Source organism: Pseudomonas sp. 10(2024), from assembly GCF_045164175.1.
Classification (GTDB): Bacteria; Pseudomonadota; Gammaproteobacteria; order Pseudomonadales; family Pseudomonadaceae; genus Aquipseudomonas; species Aquipseudomonas alloputida.
On the sequence record NZ_CP174006.1, the window covers coordinates 101458 to 117886 of the forward strand.

General features: G+C 61.7%; 15 protein-coding genes. 1 reads left to right on the top strand and 14 read right to left on the bottom strand.

From position 1 onward, the window contains the following. Position 1: 1 nt before the first annotated feature. From ACI7M0_RS00495 to ACI7M0_RS00525, 7 genes are all read right to left on the bottom strand, one after another. Positions 2-793 carry an ABC transporter ATP-binding protein gene (locus tag ACI7M0_RS00495; RefSeq protein ID WP_010951535.1) on the bottom strand — a complete coding sequence of 264 codons (792 nt, stop codon included), beginning with the start codon at positions 791-793 and terminating at the stop codon, positions 2-4. Further along, positions 790-1923: an ABC transporter permease gene (locus ACI7M0_RS00500; protein ID WP_129933000.1), complete on the bottom strand. Its 1134-nt coding sequence runs from the start codon at positions 1921-1923 to the stop codon at positions 790-792. The genes ACI7M0_RS00495 and ACI7M0_RS00500 overlap by 4 nt, the downstream gene beginning before the upstream one ends. Positions 1924-2054: 131 nt before the next feature. Further along, positions 2055-3080 (bottom strand): DUF5924 family protein, encoded by a 1026-nt coding sequence (locus ACI7M0_RS00505; RefSeq protein ID WP_104960556.1) that lies wholly within the window; start codon positions 3078-3080, stop codon positions 2055-2057. A gap of 94 nt (positions 3081-3174) precedes the next feature. Then, positions 3175-4581, bottom strand: a complete 1407-nt coding sequence (locus ACI7M0_RS00510; protein ID WP_010951538.1) for a pitrilysin family protein — start codon at positions 4579-4581, stop codon at positions 3175-3177. Between the two features lie 30 nt (positions 4582-4611). After that, complete coding sequence (locus ACI7M0_RS00515; RefSeq protein ID WP_129933001.1) at positions 4612-6270, bottom strand: Na/Pi cotransporter family protein; 1659 nt, start codon at positions 6268-6270, stop codon at positions 4612-4614. 280 nt (positions 6271-6550) lie between these two features. Continuing rightward, positions 6551-7321 (bottom strand): TerC family protein, encoded by a 771-nt coding sequence (locus ACI7M0_RS00520; RefSeq protein ID WP_129933002.1) that lies wholly within the window; start codon positions 7319-7321, stop codon positions 6551-6553. A 69-nt stretch (positions 7322-7390) separates the two neighbouring features. Then, a complete protein-coding gene (locus tag ACI7M0_RS00525) occupies positions 7391-8698 on the bottom strand; it encodes a CitMHS family transporter (protein WP_010951541.1) in 1308 nt (435 codons plus the stop codon). Positions 8699-8965: 267 nt separating this feature from the next. Here ACI7M0_RS00525 and ACI7M0_RS00530 point away from each other — a divergent pair, with 267 nt between their 5' ends. Next, positions 8966-9367, top strand: a complete 402-nt coding sequence (locus ACI7M0_RS00530; RefSeq protein WP_104960558.1) for a GFA family protein — start codon at positions 8966-8968, stop codon at positions 9365-9367. Positions 9368-9405: 38 nt separating this feature from the next. Here ACI7M0_RS00530 and ACI7M0_RS00535 read toward each other — a convergent pair whose 3' ends face one another. From ACI7M0_RS00535 to ACI7M0_RS00565, 7 genes are all read right to left on the bottom strand, one after another. After that, entirely contained in the window at positions 9406-11361 is a 1956-nt protein-coding gene (locus tag ACI7M0_RS00535; protein WP_104960559.1) for a DUF4105 domain-containing protein, read from the bottom strand. After that, on the bottom strand, positions 11358-11678 hold the full coding sequence (locus tag ACI7M0_RS00540) for a DUF2388 domain-containing protein (RefSeq protein WP_020192357.1): 321 nt from the start codon (positions 11676-11678) through the stop codon (positions 11358-11360). Before ACI7M0_RS00540 ends, ACI7M0_RS00535 begins: the two co-directional genes overlap by 4 nt. A gap of 36 nt (positions 11679-11714) precedes the next feature. Beyond that, positions 11715-12008, bottom strand: a complete 294-nt coding sequence (locus tag ACI7M0_RS00545; protein ID WP_010951544.1) for a DUF2388 domain-containing protein — start codon at positions 12006-12008, stop codon at positions 11715-11717. 89 nt (positions 12009-12097) lie between these two features. Further along, the gene (locus tag ACI7M0_RS00550) at positions 12098-12415 is read right to left on the bottom strand and encodes a DUF2388 domain-containing protein (protein WP_014589278.1); all 318 of its coding nucleotides are present in this window, start codon (positions 12413-12415) and stop codon (positions 12098-12100) included. A 308-nt stretch (positions 12416-12723) separates the two neighbouring features. Then, positions 12724-12939 (bottom strand): DUF1127 domain-containing protein, encoded by a 216-nt coding sequence (locus ACI7M0_RS00555; RefSeq protein ID WP_003252924.1) that lies wholly within the window; start codon positions 12937-12939, stop codon positions 12724-12726. Between the two features lie 373 nt (positions 12940-13312). Continuing rightward, entirely contained in the window at positions 13313-14806 is a 1494-nt protein-coding gene (locus tag ACI7M0_RS00560) for an acetyl-CoA hydrolase/transferase family protein (RefSeq protein ID WP_064490875.1), read from the bottom strand. A gap of 186 nt (positions 14807-14992) precedes the next feature. Next, positions 14993-16429 (bottom strand): NAD(P)(+) transhydrogenase (Re/Si-specific) subunit beta, encoded by a 1437-nt coding sequence (locus tag ACI7M0_RS00565; RefSeq protein ID WP_003252919.1) that lies wholly within the window; start codon positions 16427-16429, stop codon positions 14993-14995.

Consider the following 16429-nt stretch of genomic DNA (forward strand, 5'->3'; position numbering starts at 1 on the left):
CTCAGCGCTCCTGCCCGGCACGGGTGGCAGCCTGTTCGGCTGCGCGCCCGCGTGGGCCGTGAAAGTATTCTTGGATCCAGGTGTCGTTGGTCTTCTCGACCTCGGCCAGCGGGCCGGCCACCAGGACCTTCTTTTGCGACAGCACCGCGATGCGGTCGGTGATGGTGTACAGGGTGTCGAGGTCGTGGGTGATCAGGAACACCGACAGGCCCAGCGCATCGCGCAGGGTAAGGATCAACTGGTCAAATGCCGCGGCACCGATCGGGTCCAGGCCTGCCGTGGGTTCGTCGAGGAACAGGATGTCCGGGTCCAGGGCCAAGGCGCGGGCCAGCGCTGCGCGCTTGATCATGCCCCCCGACAACGAGGCCGGGTACTTGTCGGCAGCCGAGATCGGCAACCCGGCAAGGGCCAGTTTCACCCCGGCCAGGTGCTCGGCATCGCTACGAGACAGCCCAGCGTGCTCGATCAGCGGCAAGGCCACGTTTTCGGTCACCGTCAGCGAAGAGAACAGCGCCCCCTTCTGGAACAGCACGCCAAAGCGCCGCTCGACCAGTGAACGCTGTTCTTCGCGCAGGCCGGTCAGGTCCTGGCCGAGCACCTTGATCTGCCCTTCATTGGGCCGGCGCAGCCCAATGATGCTGCGCAAAAGCACCGATTTGCCGCTGCCTGAGCCGCCTACCACGGCGAGGATTTCGCCGCGGTACAGGTCAAGGTCAAGGTTTTCATGCACCACCTGGCGGCCGAAGCGGTTGCAGATGCCGCGGGCTTCGATTACGCAATTCTGGCCACTCACCAGCCCATCTCCATGAAGAACAGCGCTGCCACCGCATCCAGCACGATGACCACAAAAATCGACTGCACCACTGCCGAGGTGGTGTGTGCCCCCACCGACTCGGCGCTGCCGCTGACCTTGAAGCCTTCCAGGCAGCCGATGGCGGCGATCAGGAAGGCGAAGAACGGTGCCTTGGCCAGGCCTACCAGGAAGTGCTGCACGCCAATGTCGGTTTGCAGCAGCGACAGGAACATGGCCGGTGAAATATCCAGTGTCAGGGCGCATACCACCGCCCCGCCAACGATGCCGCAGATCATGGCGACAAAGGTGAGCAACGGCAGCGAAATCAGCAGGGCCAGTACCCGCGGCACCACCAGCAGCTCCATGGGGTTGAGGCCCAGCGTGCGGATGGCGTCAATTTCTTCGTTGGCCTTCATCGAGCCGATCTGCGCGGTGAACGCGCTGGCAGTGCGGCCGGCCATGAGAATGGCTGTAAGCAGCACGGCGAACTCGCGCAGGAACGAGAACGCAACCAGGTCGACGGTGAAAATGGTCGCGCCGAAGTCGGCCAGCACCGTGGCACCGAGAAAAGCGACTACGGCGCCTACCAGAAAGGTCAGCAACGCAACGATGGGCGCGGCGTCCAGCCCGGTCTGCTCAATATGTGCCACCACAGGAGTGAAGCGCCAGCGATGTGGCTGGAAGGCGCGGCGCAGCAAGGTTTCCAGAATCACACCGACGAAACCAAGCAGTTGCATGCTGTCCTGCCACAGCGTGCCGACGGCGCGGCCGATACGCTCCAGCAGCAGCAACAGCACATTGCGCTCGGGCTCCTTGACCGGGATGCAGTAATCCTGGACCGAACAGTAGACGTTTTTCAGCAGCGCCTGGCTGGCTTCAGGCAGCGCGTGGGTGCAGCGCGACAGGCGCTCGGAGCCTAGCAGTTCGGCCAGCAGCGAAGCGCCGGCAGTGTCCAGGCGCCCCAGCTGGCTGAGGTCGGCGACGGTGTCGGCAGGGCACTGCGAGCGCAGGCGCTCGCTCTCGCGCTTGAGGTTGGCGTAGTGTGCCAGGGTCCAGTCACCGGTAATACGCAGGCAGGCCGGTTGGCTGCTGGTGTCCAGGGTGGCGCTGGGGTTGGTCATAGGCTCCATGCAATTGACTCGGCGCTAAGGCTTAGGGGCTGATCATAGCGCAGGGGGCATGGGCTGTTTGGTGATTATGTGCTGTGTGTACGCTTGGCAACAGTGACCTGCAGCCGCCTTGTGCTGCGCAAGGCAGGGGGTCAACTACCCGCGGGTGCATCATTGACCACCTTGAACCGCAGCACGCCGATCACTTGCCCATCCTCGGTCAGCACCCTCACCTGCCACTTGCCTACCGGGTTGGGCGGGAAGTTCTGCTTGTGGGTCCAGGCACGATAGCCTTCCTTGCGCCCGCCGTGGATGTCCAGGGCAATGCGGTCGACCTCTTGGCCGTCCTTCTGCCACACGTGGTAGATCCGCTCGTTCAGGCCGCGTGGCGCGTTGATGGCGGTGTAGGCATACAGGCCACTGCTGCGGATGCGGCTGGCGGCAATCTCGTCCAGCGAGTCGCCCGGTTGGCGGTTCATTACTTCGGTACTCACCGCCACCTCGGTCATCCACAGGGTTGCCGGCGGTACCCAGGAGCGCAGCAGCCAGCCGCCGGCACCGACCGACAGGGTAACCAGCACCAGTGCCACGGCGCGGCGCCAGTTGTTGATCGGGAAGCTGCTGGCCAGGCTGGGGAACGATAAGGCCATGGCTGCGATCAGGGCCAGCTTGAAGCTTTGTGCGGTGGTCAGGTGCAGGATGATCGGTAGCGCGGTCAGCAGAGCGGCGAACAACGTCAGGGTATGCAGCGCCAGGAACAGCCAGCGCCGTGGTGCCAGCCACTTGTAGTACAGCGGGTCGGTGATCGAAACCAGGCCGGCGGCGCCGAGCAAGCCGGTGAAGACCAGCTGACCGCTGTTCCAGGTGGTGGTGATGAAAAAGAACGGCAGCACGAAGAACAGCGTTTCCTGGTGGATCATCTGCGTTGCGTAGCGCAGCAGCGGCTGAGGGATCTCGCGGTTGAAAGTGCGCGCGAATAGCCCGGTGAGGGTGTTCTCCAGCATCAGCCAGACCCAGCTGACCAGCATGAGCACGGCGACCCAGCTGGCCAGGCCAGCCTGGCGGTCGACCAGGATGAAGCTGCCGATACCGGAGAGGAAACCGCCGAGCGCAATGATGCCGGGGTAGCGCTTGAGTAGTTCGATGATGCGCTGGACGATATGGGGGATTTGGGGCATTGGGGGGCTACGACAGAAAAGTAAGGTGGCTGTGCCAGCCTCTTCGCGGGCAAGCCCGCGAAAGGGTCGGTACTGGCAAAAGGATACCGCCGATTTACCGCTGCCGTGTAGCACCACTGGGCCGTTCAGGTCCATGCCGCCGCCAGCGCAACAGCCCCGCCGCCAGGCCCAGCCCCACAAGCAAGGCCATCAGCCCGTAAAGCTCGTCATAGCCTAGCAACGGCTTTTCGATGCGCACATAGCCATCTTCCTTGAGCAGATCCTTCAGTGCCTCGTTGGCCTGTTCCAGGCTGACCTGGCGCAGCTTGCGCATCGGGTTGGCAAAGCGCCCGTCGGTATAGTCGTTCAGCGCCCCCCAGTAGTAGTCGGCCAAGGCGCTGTTGCCTTGGGTGCTCCAGCTTTCCTTGGCGATGCTGGCTTCCTTGATGCGGGCGAAGGTGTCCGGGTCCAGGCCTTCCTTGCGCAGGTGGTCGAACAGGGCCTGCATCACCTTGACAGCCTTGTCGATGTCATCGCGCTCAAGGTCCGCATTGAGGCTGAGCAAGCCGGTGTCGCCAAAGCTCTCACGCTGCACGGAGGGGCCGTAGGACAGCTCGTTGCGCAGGCGCAGCTGGTCGTACAGCGCCCAGTCCAGGTAGCGCGACAGCAGGTCGAGGGTGGCTTGGTGGTCATTGTCCAGCACCGGCTCTATGAACAGCCAGTGCAATTTGACGCCATCACCCAGCCAGCCGCGGGTCAGGTTGCGACGCTGCTCGGCCTGTCGGGTGATGCTTTCAAGGTTGCGGCGCTCTTCGGGTTCAGTGGCGGGCAGTTCGCCAAACGACCGCTCCAGATAGGCCGGAAGCAGGCGGTCGAGGCCGCCGACCATGATCAGGGTCATGTTGTTGGCGGCGTACCAGCGGTCACGCAACGCCTGAACTTGCGCCAAGGTCATGTCGTCGAGGTTGGAACGCTCCGGGCATTTCAACCCCAGCTCGGTGGCCAACTGGTCGCTGGCGGGGTGGCCGATATCCTGGCGGTCGAGCCAGCGCTGCAGATGGCCATAGTGGCCGCCATCCTCGCGCTCTATGATGCGCTTGGCGGTGGCCAAGGCCTTGGCGTCGATGGTGGTATCGCGGATGACTGCCAACAGCAGGTCGAGGACCTTGCGCTGGTTGCGTGCCGGGGCCTCGATGACAAAGGTGGTGTCGGCACTGCTGGTATAGGCGTTCCACTCTCCGCCGAGCGCTTGCAGGCGCTCTTCCAGCCCGCCTTCGCCTGTCTCGTCGATGCCACTGAACAGCAGGTGCTCAAGCAGGTGTGGCAGCTCTTTCTGCTCGCAGTCGAAATCATCCAGGCCCACGCCGACCACCAGACGAATCGCCACATGGTCACGTTCGTAGCCGTCTTTCAGGATGACCTGCAGACCATTGGGCAACAGGTAGCCTTCAACCCGCGAGCGGTCGAGGGCGAACGAGGGCAGGCTGCAGATCAGCAGGCAAACGAACATCAGGCAACGCATGGGCGAGCGAGGGTCCTCAGCTAGGAGAAATCACGGCAGGCGGGCTTCATCGGGCACACTGTCGAGCATCAGCCCTCCGGTGTCCGAGCCGCCCAGTACCACATAGGCACTGCTACAGAACAAAGAGTTCAACCGCTTCATGTCGGCGATCAGCTCCAAGTGTAGCGAACTGGTCTCGATACTTTGCACGACCTTGCGCTGCAGGCGGCTGACATGGGCGTGTGCGAGGCGCCGTTCCTGGGCACGGAACCGGCGTTTTTCCCGCAGCAGCAAGCGGGCGCTTTCCGGGTCGGCACTGAGGAACACCGACAGGCCCAGGCGCAGGTTGGCCAGCAATTGCTCCTGCAGGCCGGTCAGCTCTTCCAGGCCTACCTGGGAAAACTCCCGTCGCTGGCTGGTTTTCTGCTGCTGGACCTTGCGCAGCATGCGTTCGATCAGGTCGCAGGCGAGTTTGAGGTTAATCGACAGCTCGATGATTTCGGCCCAGCGGCGGTTGTCCTGTTCGCTGAGGTCTTCCCGTGACATCTGCGCCAGGTACAGCTTGATTGCGCTGTACAAGGCTTCGGCGTCTTCGCCCAAGGCGCGAACTTGCTGTGGCATGGCGGTCTGGGTGCCACGCAGGGCTCCAAGCATGGCTTCGAGCAGGCTGTCGACGATGTCCCCCAGGCGCAAAGTCTCGCGGGCGGCGTTGGCCAGGGCCAGGCTGGGCGTTTCCAGGGCCGAGGCGTCAAGGTGGCGCGGGCGCACCTGACCATTGCCGATTTCCCGTTCAGGTAGCAGGGCGTTGCACAGCCGACCCATCGGTTTGACCGTGGGCAGCATGATCAGACAGCGCAGCGTGTTGTAGAGCAGGTGAAAGCCGATGACCAGTTCCTGAGGGCTGAAACTCAGCGAGTCCATCCATGCCACCAGCGGGTGCAGCACAGGGATGATCAGCACCAGGCCGATCAGCTTGTACAGCAGGCTGCCCAAGGCCACCCGGCGCCCGGCGGCGTTCTGCATGCTGGTACTGATGAAGGCCAGCAGCCCGCTGCCGATGTTGGCGCCGACCACCAGCCCGATGGCGACCGGCAGGCTGATCAGTTCGGCGCCGGCCAGTGTCGCTGTGAGCAGAACGGCGGCCAGGCTGGAATAGGAAATCATGGCGAACATTGCCCCGACCAGAGCGTCGAGCATGATGTCGCCGGTCAGTGAGGCAAATAGCACTTTCACGCCCTGGGCATGGGTGATCGGCGCAGCTGCCTGCACGATAAGCTCGAGTGCCAGGATGATCAGGCCAAGCCCGATGCCTACTCGGCCCAGTTGGCCGGCCCGTGTCTGCTTGCGCGAAAGGAAGAAGATCACGCCAAGGAAGATCAGCAGTGGCGACAGCCAGGACAGGTCGAAGGTCAGTACCCGGGCCATCAGTGCGGTACCCACGTCGGCACCCAGCATGATGGCCAAGGCCGGGGTCATGGCCATCAGGCCTTGGCCGACGAAAGAGGTGACCAGCATGGCCGTGGCGTTGCTGCTTTGAACCATGGCCGTGACCAGAATACCGGCGATGAATGCCAGCGGGCGCTTGTCCATGTTCTGGCTGATGATGCGTCGCAGGTTCGAGCCGAATACCCGGAGGATGCCGGTGCGCACAATGTGGGTACCCCAGACCAGAAGCGTCACGGCCGAGAGCAGGTTGAGCAGGGTCAGCATGGCGAAGGCCCCCTGTTGCATAGGCCCATCGGGCCAAGAAAAGAAACGTGAGCATTTGAAGAATTTTCGGTGCTCACTCAAAGCTTTAGTTGTTTTGCCCAGCTGTCGCCAGCTTCGCATGGCAGTCATTTATTTGAAACAGATCTTGAAACGAATGACTGCCCGTGGGGCTGCTTCGCGGGCAAGCCTCCACAGTGACAACGCGCAGGAAAAACGCACAGAAAAAAGGCATTAAAAAGGGCCCTGCGAAGGGCCCTTGTTGTGCTGCACTTCCTTGGCCTTATTGACCCGGAATGTCCTTGCGCAGTTTCACCGGTTCATGATCCTTGCCATCCTTGCGGGCCATGGCGGTGCGCATGCGGATGTTGATGGCTTCCACCGCCAGCGAGAAGGCCATGGCGAAGTAGACATAGCCCTTCGGCACATGCACTTCGAACGCTTCAGCGATCAGTACAGTACCGACCACGATCAGGAACGACAGCGCGAGCATCTTCAGCGACGGGTGCTTGTCGATGAAATTGCTGATGGCGCCGGCGCACAGCATCATCACCAGCACGGCCACAACGATGGCGGCGATCATCACCGGTACGTGGGAAACCATGCCCACAGCGGTAATCACCGAGTCCAGCGAGAACACGATGTCGATGATGGCGATCTGGATGATGGTGTAGAAGAACTTGCCACCTGCGCCTTTGGGCTCCTCTGCGCTCTCGTCCTCGCCTTCCAGGCCGTGGTAGATCTCTTGCGAGCTCTTCCACAGCAGGAACAGGCCACCGAAGAACAGGATCAGGTCACGCCCGGAGATGCCTTGGCCAAAGACCACGAACAGGTCGGCGGTGAGGCGCATGACCCAGGTGATCGACAGCAGCAGCATGATACGGGTGACCATGGCCAGGGCCAGGCCGAAGATCCGGGTGCGTGGCTGCATGTGCTTGGGCATGCGGCTGACCAGAATCGAGATCATGATGATGTTGTCGATACCGAGGACGATCTCAAGCGCGGTAAGGGTGAAAAAGGCAACCCAGATTTCCGGGCTGGTCAGCCATTCCATGTATTTTCCTTCGAGCGGTAATGGCAACGCGCCCCGGTCAGGGCGCGTCGCGTACGTGATACGGATGTATTAAAGACTACTGAACAGCGGGAAAATCCCCATCAGCAGTGCGCCGAGCATTATGCACAGGCATACCAGCACTGCCCACTTGAGCGTGAAGCGCTGATGATCGCCGAACTCGATACCGGCCAGGGCTACCAGCAGGTAGGTGGAGGGTACCAGCGGGCTGAGCAGGTGTACCGGCTGCCCGACGATCGACGCACGGGCCATTTCCACCGGGGTGATGCCATAGTGGCTGGCGGCTTCGGCCAGCACCGGCAGCACGCCGTAGTAGAACGCATCGTTGGACATGAAGAACGTGAACGGCATGCTCACGATCGCGGTGATTACGGCCAAGTATGGGCCCAGCGCCTCGGGGATGACCGCCAGCAGGCTCTTGGACATGGCGTCGACCATGCCGGTGCCGGACAGGATGCCGGTGAAGATGCCGGCGGCGAAGATCAGCCCGGTCACGGCCAGTACGCTGCCGGCGTGGGCGGCGATGCGGTCTTTCTGCTGTTGCAGGCACGGGTAGTTGACGATCATGGCGATACTGAAGGCAATCATGAACAGCACTGGCAGCGGCAGCAGGCCGGCGATCAGCGCGACCATCAGGGCAGCGGTCAGGGCACCGTTGAAGTACAGCAGCTTGGGCCGGCGTGCGTCCGGGTACTGCGAGACGGTGATTTCGCTGTGGTCGATGTCGTCGGTAGGCAGATGCAGTTCGCCCAGGCGGGCACGCTCACGCTTGCCATACATGTAGGCAATGGCCAGGATCGCCAGTACACCGAACAGCATGGCCGGGATCATCGGCACGAAGATGTCTGACGGGTCTACGTGCAGGGCGCTGGCAGCACGCGCGGTCGGCCCACCCCATGGGGTCATGTTCATCACGCCGCCGGCGAGGATGATCAGGCCGGCCATGATCCGCGGGCTCATGCCCAGGCGGCTGTACATCGGCAGCATGGCGGCGCAGCAGATCATGTAGGTGGTGGCGCCGTCACCGTCGAGCGAGACCACCAGGGCCAGTACAGCGGTGCCGACCGAGACTTTCAGCGGATCGCCCTTGACCAGCTTGAGGATCTTGCGAACGGCCGGGTCGAACAGGCCGGAATCGATCATCAGGGCGAAATAGAGGATGGCGAACATCAGCATCACGCCGGTAGGTGCGAGCTTGCTGATGCCCTCTAGCATCATGGGGCCGATCTTGGCGGAAAAACCACCGAACAGGGCGAACAGGATCGGTACCAGAATCAGCGCGATCAAGGCCGAAAGGCGCTTGGTCATGATCAGGTACATGAACGTGATGACCATGGCAAAGCCGAGGAAGGTCAGCATGGCAATACTCCAGGCGTGGCGCGGCGAAAGGACAGTCGATTCGGGCGTATCAGCGCGTAGGGCGCTGTGCGGGGAGCATGCGGAGGGGGACTACGAAAAGGCGGGCACAGGAAGACATCAGAATCACCATTGTTGTTGTTGATTGGGCCGGGCGCGGTATTGACCGGGTGCCCTGGCTGACCGGTCTTGTGCCGGTAGTGGGCGCTATCCTAAAAGGGCAAGCTTTCAGCCAGCTTTCGCTGAAGCAAAGGTGACGAGAGGTAGGTGATGCAGGATGTAACCGAAGGTGGCTGCCATTGTGGAGCCCTGCGTTATCGGCTGGAGGGCAACCTGACGGACATTGCCCACTGCCATTGTTCGATCTGCAGGCGGGTCAGCGGTGGACTGGTGGTCACCTGGCTTACCCTGCCCCGTTCTGGGTTCCAGTGGTTAAGGGGCGAGCCGAGCTGCTATGTGGCGCCTGCCAGTTGCAGCCGCTACTTCTGTGGGCAGTGTGGGGCGCATGTGGCGCTGGTGACCACGCATAGCCCGCAGACGATCGATGTGACGGTGGCGACGCTGGATCACCCTGAGCGGGTACGAGCCAACCGACATATCTGGGCAGGCAGCCGGTTGGCTTGGCTGCATCTGGATGAGGATTTGCCCTCGGAAGATGAGGAGCGCCTGTAGGCGCGGGCTCGCCCGCGAAAGGGCCAGCCCTTCATACATCACAACTGCAGGCCACCAGCAGCCTTGTGCAACGCTCGCAAGTGCTCGCCGATCTGCTTCACGTTTGCCTCGACCGCTGCAATTTCCTTGGCTCGCGACGGCTCCAGCAGCGCCCTCACCTCTTTGTCCAGGCTTGTGCTCAAGCGCAACAGCTGTGCCTGGCGCTCTCTGCTCACCTGCTCCAGGTGCTTGCGCTCTTCTGGCTGCGGCAGCCCGTAGCCTTTGGAATCGAGCAACTCTGCCGGGCGGCTGAGAAAACCGCTGTTGGCAAGCATTTGCTTGAGCGTGGCATCGGCTTTGTTGATGCTGCCATCCTTCAAGGCTGCGGCATTCAGGTAACGCTGCTTGACCTCGTCCTGGGCCAGCAGAAGCTGCCGGCGCAGGCTGGCCTGCTCAAGCAGAAGCAGTGCCGCACTGGTGCGCAGGTCAGCCTTGGCGAACCAGCTACGGCGCTGCTCGGCATTGAGGGCCAGCCAGTCTTCAACCAGAGCTTGCTTGATTGGCAACTGCTTTCTCAGCACCTCGAACATGGCCTGGTACCGGTCGCGGTAAGAATCGAAGCGGTAGCCCAGGCGTAACGCTTCGCGCGGGTTATCAAGCACGCTGGTGTCTGCCAACCCCCTGCCCTTGAGCACTGCCAGCAAACCGTTGGGCATGATGCTGTCCAGGTCGTTGAGGCGTGGATTGGCGGTGCCGCTGCGCAGCAGCTTCAACGACTCCACGGCACAGTTGTTGGACAGGAACCAGTAGTTGCCGTCATAGCTCCAGTGCATCTCGGCGGCCTGGCGCACCAGGTTCTCGATTTCGTCGCGGCTGAGCTTCAAGGGCACCGAGGCCAGGCTGCGCAGCTCGGTCTTGGTGTATTCGTCGATCACCTGGCCCAGCGGCAGCACGAATAGCCGCGACGGGTAGTTGCCGACCAGGCCGTCCCAGCTGGACAGTTGCACGTCGTTGACGAAGGCGCGGTACGACAGCACCAGGCTTTGATCGAGGTCCAGGCGGCAGTCTGGTCCGCGTGGGCGGCCCGGCTTGCAGATCACCAGGCGCAGCATGCTGTGCCCCCAGCGGCTGACCAGGTTCTGATTGGCTTCAGCCAGCAGATAGTCCACTTCGTAGACCCTTTCCGGGTCTATTTCACCTAGGGGCTGGCGGGCGAAGTCGCTGCCGGCATTGATGAATGGCAGGCCCTTGGCACAGGTGTCCTGTTGGGGTGCCCAGCCGAAGTGTTCGCGAAGGTACTGATACAGCGCCGGGCGACGGCAGCTGTAGCTCGGGTCGAGGAGGAAATACTCCATGTTGACCGCGATGTATTCCTTGGGGCTGCTCAACTCATAGCTGTCGGGGCTGCGCACGAATTGGCCATTGTGCTGTTCGCGCTCGCCTCGTCGGCCCACGTACTGCTGCCACCCGGCCAGGTCGAGCAGGCGTGGGTCGTCGCTCAGGGTGAAGCGGCGCTCGGCCTGCCCGCGGCATTCTTCCGGCAGGCCGACCTTGCCCAGCGTGCCTTGCTGGCGTTTGCAGCGTGCAATCAGCGCATTTTCGGCGCTGGGCCACAGGCGGGCACGGTCGTAGAGATGGGTGAGCTCGTGCAGCACGGTGGCCAGCAGCTCTTCACGCACCGTGCCATGTGGGCGGTCGGTGCGCTTAGCGGCGGCGCTGCCATCGGCGAGGCTGGGCAGCAAGCGGCGGTTGAGCTCGAGGGTGGATATCAGTGATGCCTGCCCATAGGCGTCGGCAGGCATGTTGTCGCTCCAGCTGACCCGCACGCGGCGGTCCAGCTGTTGCTTGAAGCGCGGTGGCAGCTTGCCCATGGCCTCGTCGAGCAGGGCTTGGGAGGCTTTTGTTTGTTGTGGGTCGAGGCCGGACGCCTGCAGCTCAAGCTGCAGGTCGGCCAAGGCGGGCGTGCCGAGCAGCGTCAGGGCGCAGCCAAGCAGCCAGGCACGCACGCGCTTCACAGTGCGAGTATGGCTTCAGCCAATACCTGGTCGCTGGCGCCGCGCGCTTCCGGTACTCGCTCGCGCAGGGTACTGAAGGCCGCCTCGAGTTGGACGCCGCGGATGTCACCGTTGCTGGCGACGAAGCTTGCAGCGTCGTCGTGGGCTTCGCGCACCACTTTGGAGTCGCGGATCGAGGTGGTGGTGTCTGAGGTGAAGTCGATCGAGCGGCCAAAGGCACGCACGATGATGTTGCTGGTGGCCACCAGGGTCTGTGCCTGGGCCAGGTCGGCCAGCAGCAGCATGCCGAGGGAAGCGGCAATCAGCGGTTTGCGCATGGAGCATCTCCGAAAAATACAGGGAGTCAGATGTAGTTATTGGACGAGAATTGCCTGCGCCAGTTCCAGATCGCCGACGGCGTGCCGTGCGCAATTGTGGCGTAATGATTCCAGGGCGGCTTCCAGGCGTGCACCACGGATCAGCCCGTCGCTGGCAACGAATGCGGCGGCATCGTCGCGGGCCTGTGTAAGCAGTTTGCGATCGAATGGTGCGACTGTGACCTGGCTGGTGACATAGCCGGTGATGACCAGGCTTTGTGTGGTGGTATCCATGGCATGGGCGCTGGCCATGCCTGCGGCGGCGAACAGCAATGGCAACAGATAACGCATGAGCTTTCTTGAAGGCTGGAAAAATGAACGGCGAAGCCTACCTCAGGTGCGAGGGCCGAAGCCAACGCACCTGTTGTGCATGGCGCGTATCAGAGTGCCAGGATGGCCTGGGCCAGCTGTGCATCGCTGGCTTGCAGGGCCGGCATGTTCGAACGGATGTGCACAAAGGCGCTTTCCAGTCGGGCGCCGCGGATAGCGCCCTGAGTGCCGACGAAGCTGGCTGCGTCATCGCGGGCTGCCTGGACAATCTTGTCGTCGCGGAAGGAAGAGCTCACGTCGGATGTGGCGTCGGTGGAGGCAGCAACGGCGCCCACTACCGCGTCGGTGGTGACAACGAAACTGGTGGCATTGGCAGTGCCAGCCAGGCCAAGCAGCAGGGCGGCGCCAAGCAGGTGTTTACGGTTCATGATGTGGACTCCTGGGTAGGTCAGGTTGGTTCTGCTGTATCGGACGTTTGCAGGGCTCGTCACGGTACGTTTTCTTCAACGGGTTCCAGCAGACGGTTAGGCCAAGCGTATCACGCAGTGCTGTGTAGAGATGACAACGACTGCTATGTCAGACAACTGTTAAGGCGAATTTTCGTTTTTGTAAAACTGTACTGGTCTCAATCTGAAGCACGCGACTGCGCGTCTCTCGGGCAATAAAAAACCCGCTGCAGTCACCTGCAACGGGTTTGAGGAATTCACGGTGCCGGCGAAGCCGGCAAGCCGGGAGCTTAGCGCCAGAAAGGCTTGCTCAGCTCTTCGTAACGCTGCGACTCGCTGATACCGGCGTCTGCCAGCAGGCGGGAGTCCAGGCGAGCCAGTTGACGACGGCTGGTCATACGGCGCTGCCACAGCAGCAGGGTCGACAATGCGCGCAGTGGCAGCGAAGTGTTGGATTGCTGGGCGTTGCTTTCAAAAACCAGACCGGAACTGAGGGTACGTTCCATGATGCTTCATCCTTCCGCTTATGGCGGCATTAGGTAGTGATTTAACTGATGCCAATGATCCTCCTCTGTCGTCCATAACAGTAGATACAGTTCGGTGGAAAGACGATGGCTCAGTTAACTGTGTAACCCTACTGTTGCACTCGAAATAGGCGTAACTGTACTGGTCCGCACTTATTTGGTGCGTTCTGATTCGAAGAAGGGGATTTGTCAGTCGGGAAGGTCTGAAAGAACCAGTACAGTAGTACAGATTATGCTGCTAGTAGAGGCGTGGCGTAGTGATAGAAGGGTTTGACTGTTATGCCCCATTCGCGGGCAAGCCCGCGAAGAGGCCGGAACAGCGGAAGCAGGGCCGCCGTTCCGTACCACATCTGGATCAGCTGGCCAGCATGCGCCCGGTTTCTTCCAGGTTTTCGTGCCAGCTCAGGGCTTCACGCAGGATGTGCGGGGTATGGCCGCCACGCTGGCAGGCGCGGTCGAAGTAGTCGTTCAGCGCAGCGCGGTAGTCTGGGTGCACACAGTTGTCGATGATCGCTCGCGCCCGTTCGCGCGGCGCCAGGCCGCGCAGGTCCGCCAGGCCCTGCTCGGTGACCAGGATGTCCACGTCGTGCTCGGTGTGGTCGACATGGCTGACCATTGGCACCACGCTGGAAATCGCCCCGCCTTTGGCAATCGACTTGGTGACGAATACCGCCAGGTGGGCGTTACGGGCGAAGTCGCCGGAGCCACCGATGCCGTTCATCATCCTGGTGCCACAGACGTGGGTGGAGTTGACGTTGCCGTAGATATCGAACTCCAGTGCGGTGTTGATACCGATGATGCCCAGGCGACGCACTACTTCCGGGTGGTTGGAGATTTCTTGCGGGCGTAGCACCAGCTTGTCCTTGTAGCGCTCCAGGTTGCCGAACACATCGGCATTGCGGCGCGTCGACAGGGTGATCGAGCTGCCGGATGCGAAGCTAAGCTTGCCGGCATCGATCAGGTCGAAGGTGGAGTCCTGCAGCACTTCGGAGTACATGGTCAGGTCTTCGAACGGCGACTCGATCAGGCCGCACATCACCGCATTGGCAATGCTGCCAATGCCGGCTTGCAGCGGGCCGAGCTTGTTGGTCATACGGCCTGCATCCACTTCCTTCTTGAAGAAGTTGATCAGGTGGTCGGCGATGCCCTGTGTTTCATCATCTGGCGGCAGCACAGTGGACGGCGAGTCCGGCTGGTCGCTGATGACGATACCGACGATCTTGGCCGGATCGATCGGGATCGCGGTGCTGCCGATACGGTCGTCCACCTTTACCAGCGGGATTGGCGTGCGAGTCGGGCGGTAGGTTGGGATATAGATGTCGTGCAGGCCTTCGAGGTTGGTGTTGTGCGAGAGGTTGATCTCCACAATCACCTGCTTGGCGAAGATTGCGAAGCTGGCCGAGTTGCCCACCGAAGTGGTTGGCACGATGTGGCCTTGCTCGGTGATGGCCACGGCTTCGATGACCGCGATGTCCGGCAGCTTCAGCTGCTGGTTGCGCAGTTGCTCGACGGTTTCCGACAGGTGCTGGTCAATGAACATCACCTGGCCGTCATTGATGGCTTTGCGCAGGGTGCTGTCGACCTGGAACGGCATGCGGCGGGCCAACACACCGGCCTCGGTCAGTTGTTTGTCCAGGTCATTGCCCAGGCTGGCGCCGGTCATCAGGCTGATTTTCAGTGGCGATTGCTTGGCACGTTCGGCCAATGCATGCGGTACGGCCTTGGCTTCGCCGGCGCGGGTGAAGCCGCTCATGCCGACAGTCATGCCGTCCTCGATCAGACCAGCGGCATCAGCCGCACTCATTACCTTGCTGTGCAGGGAGGACAAGCGGATACGATCACGGTACATGGATTGTTATCTCGGGCTACTGAAACTACTGCAGCGCAGTCTAGAGATTTCGCCCATTGCCGTCCCACGACCATGGTCGTATGAGAAGCCTTGTATTTGAGCCGTTGATCCGGATCAATAAAAGAAAAGCCCCGGCAGATTCTGACCGGGGCTTCCTTTATATCAGCAGGTTTGCAGCGGCTGGTGTCACTCCACCGCCTTGACCATGTCCTCGATGACCTTCTTGGCGTCACCGAACACCATCATGGTCTTGTCCAGATAGAACAGTTCGTTGTCCAGGCCGGCATAGCCGCTTGCCATCGAGCGCTTGTTGACGATGATGGTCTTGGCCTTGAACGCTTCGAGGATCGGCATGCCGGCGATTGGCGACTTGGGATCGTTCTTCGCCGCCGGGTTGACCACGTCGTTGGCGCCCAGCACCAGCACCACGTCGGCCTGGCCGAACTCGGCGTTGATGTCTTCCATTTCGAATACCTGATCGTACGGCACTTCAGCCTCGGCCAGCAGTACGTTCATGTGCCCGGGCATACGGCCCGCTACCGGGTGAATCGCATACTTCACGGTCACGCCGTTGTGGGTCAGCTTCTCGGTCAGCTCTTTCAGCGCGTGTTGTGCGCGGGCTACCGCCAGGCCGTAGCCCGGAACGATGATCACGCTGTCGGCGTTGCTGAGCAGGAAGGTGGCATCGTCAGCCGAACCGGACTTCACCGGCCGCTGTTCTTGCGAACCTTGCGCCGCGCCAGTGTCGGTATCGCCACCGAAGCCGCCAAGGATGACGTTGAAGAACGAACGGTTCATCGCCTTGCACATGATGTACGAGAGGATGGCACCGGACGAACCTACCAGGGAACCGGCGATGATCAGCATCGAGTTGTTCAGCGAGAAGCCGATGCCGGCCGCTGCCCAGCCCGAGTAGCTGTTGAGCATCGACACCACCACTGGCATGTCGGCGCCGCCGATCGGAATAATGATCAGCACACCCATGATGAAGGCCAGGACCAGCATCAGGGTGAAGGCACTGTAGTGGCCAGTGAAAGTGAACAGCAGGCCCAGGGCGATGGTGGTCAGGCCAAGGATCAGGTTCAGTTTGTGCTGGCCAGCGAACTGTACCGGTGCGCCCTGGAACAGTCGGAACTTGTACTTGCCCGACAGCTTGCCAAAGGCGATCACCGAACCGGAGAAGGTAATGGCACCAATGGCGGCGCCGAGGAACAGTTCCAGGCGGTTACCGGTGGGGATCGGGTCGCTGATGGCAGCCACAATGCCCATCGACTGCGGCTCTAGTACGGCGGCGATGGCGATGAATACCGCGGCCAGGCCGATCATGCTGTGCATGAAGGCGACCAGTTCGGGCATCTTGGTCATTTCGACGCGCTTGGCCATGATCGAACCGGCGGTGCCACCGACCAGCAGGCCGACGATGACATAGCCGATACCCGCAGTGGCAAGTTCAGCCCCGAGCTTATAAATGAGGCCAACGGTAGTGAGGATGGCGAGCCCCATGCCGATCATGCCGAACAGATTGCCGCGCCGCGAGGTGGTCGGGTGCGACAGGCCCTTGAGCGCCTGGATGAAGCACACCGAGGCGACGAGGTAGAGGAGCGTTACCAGATTCATGCTCAT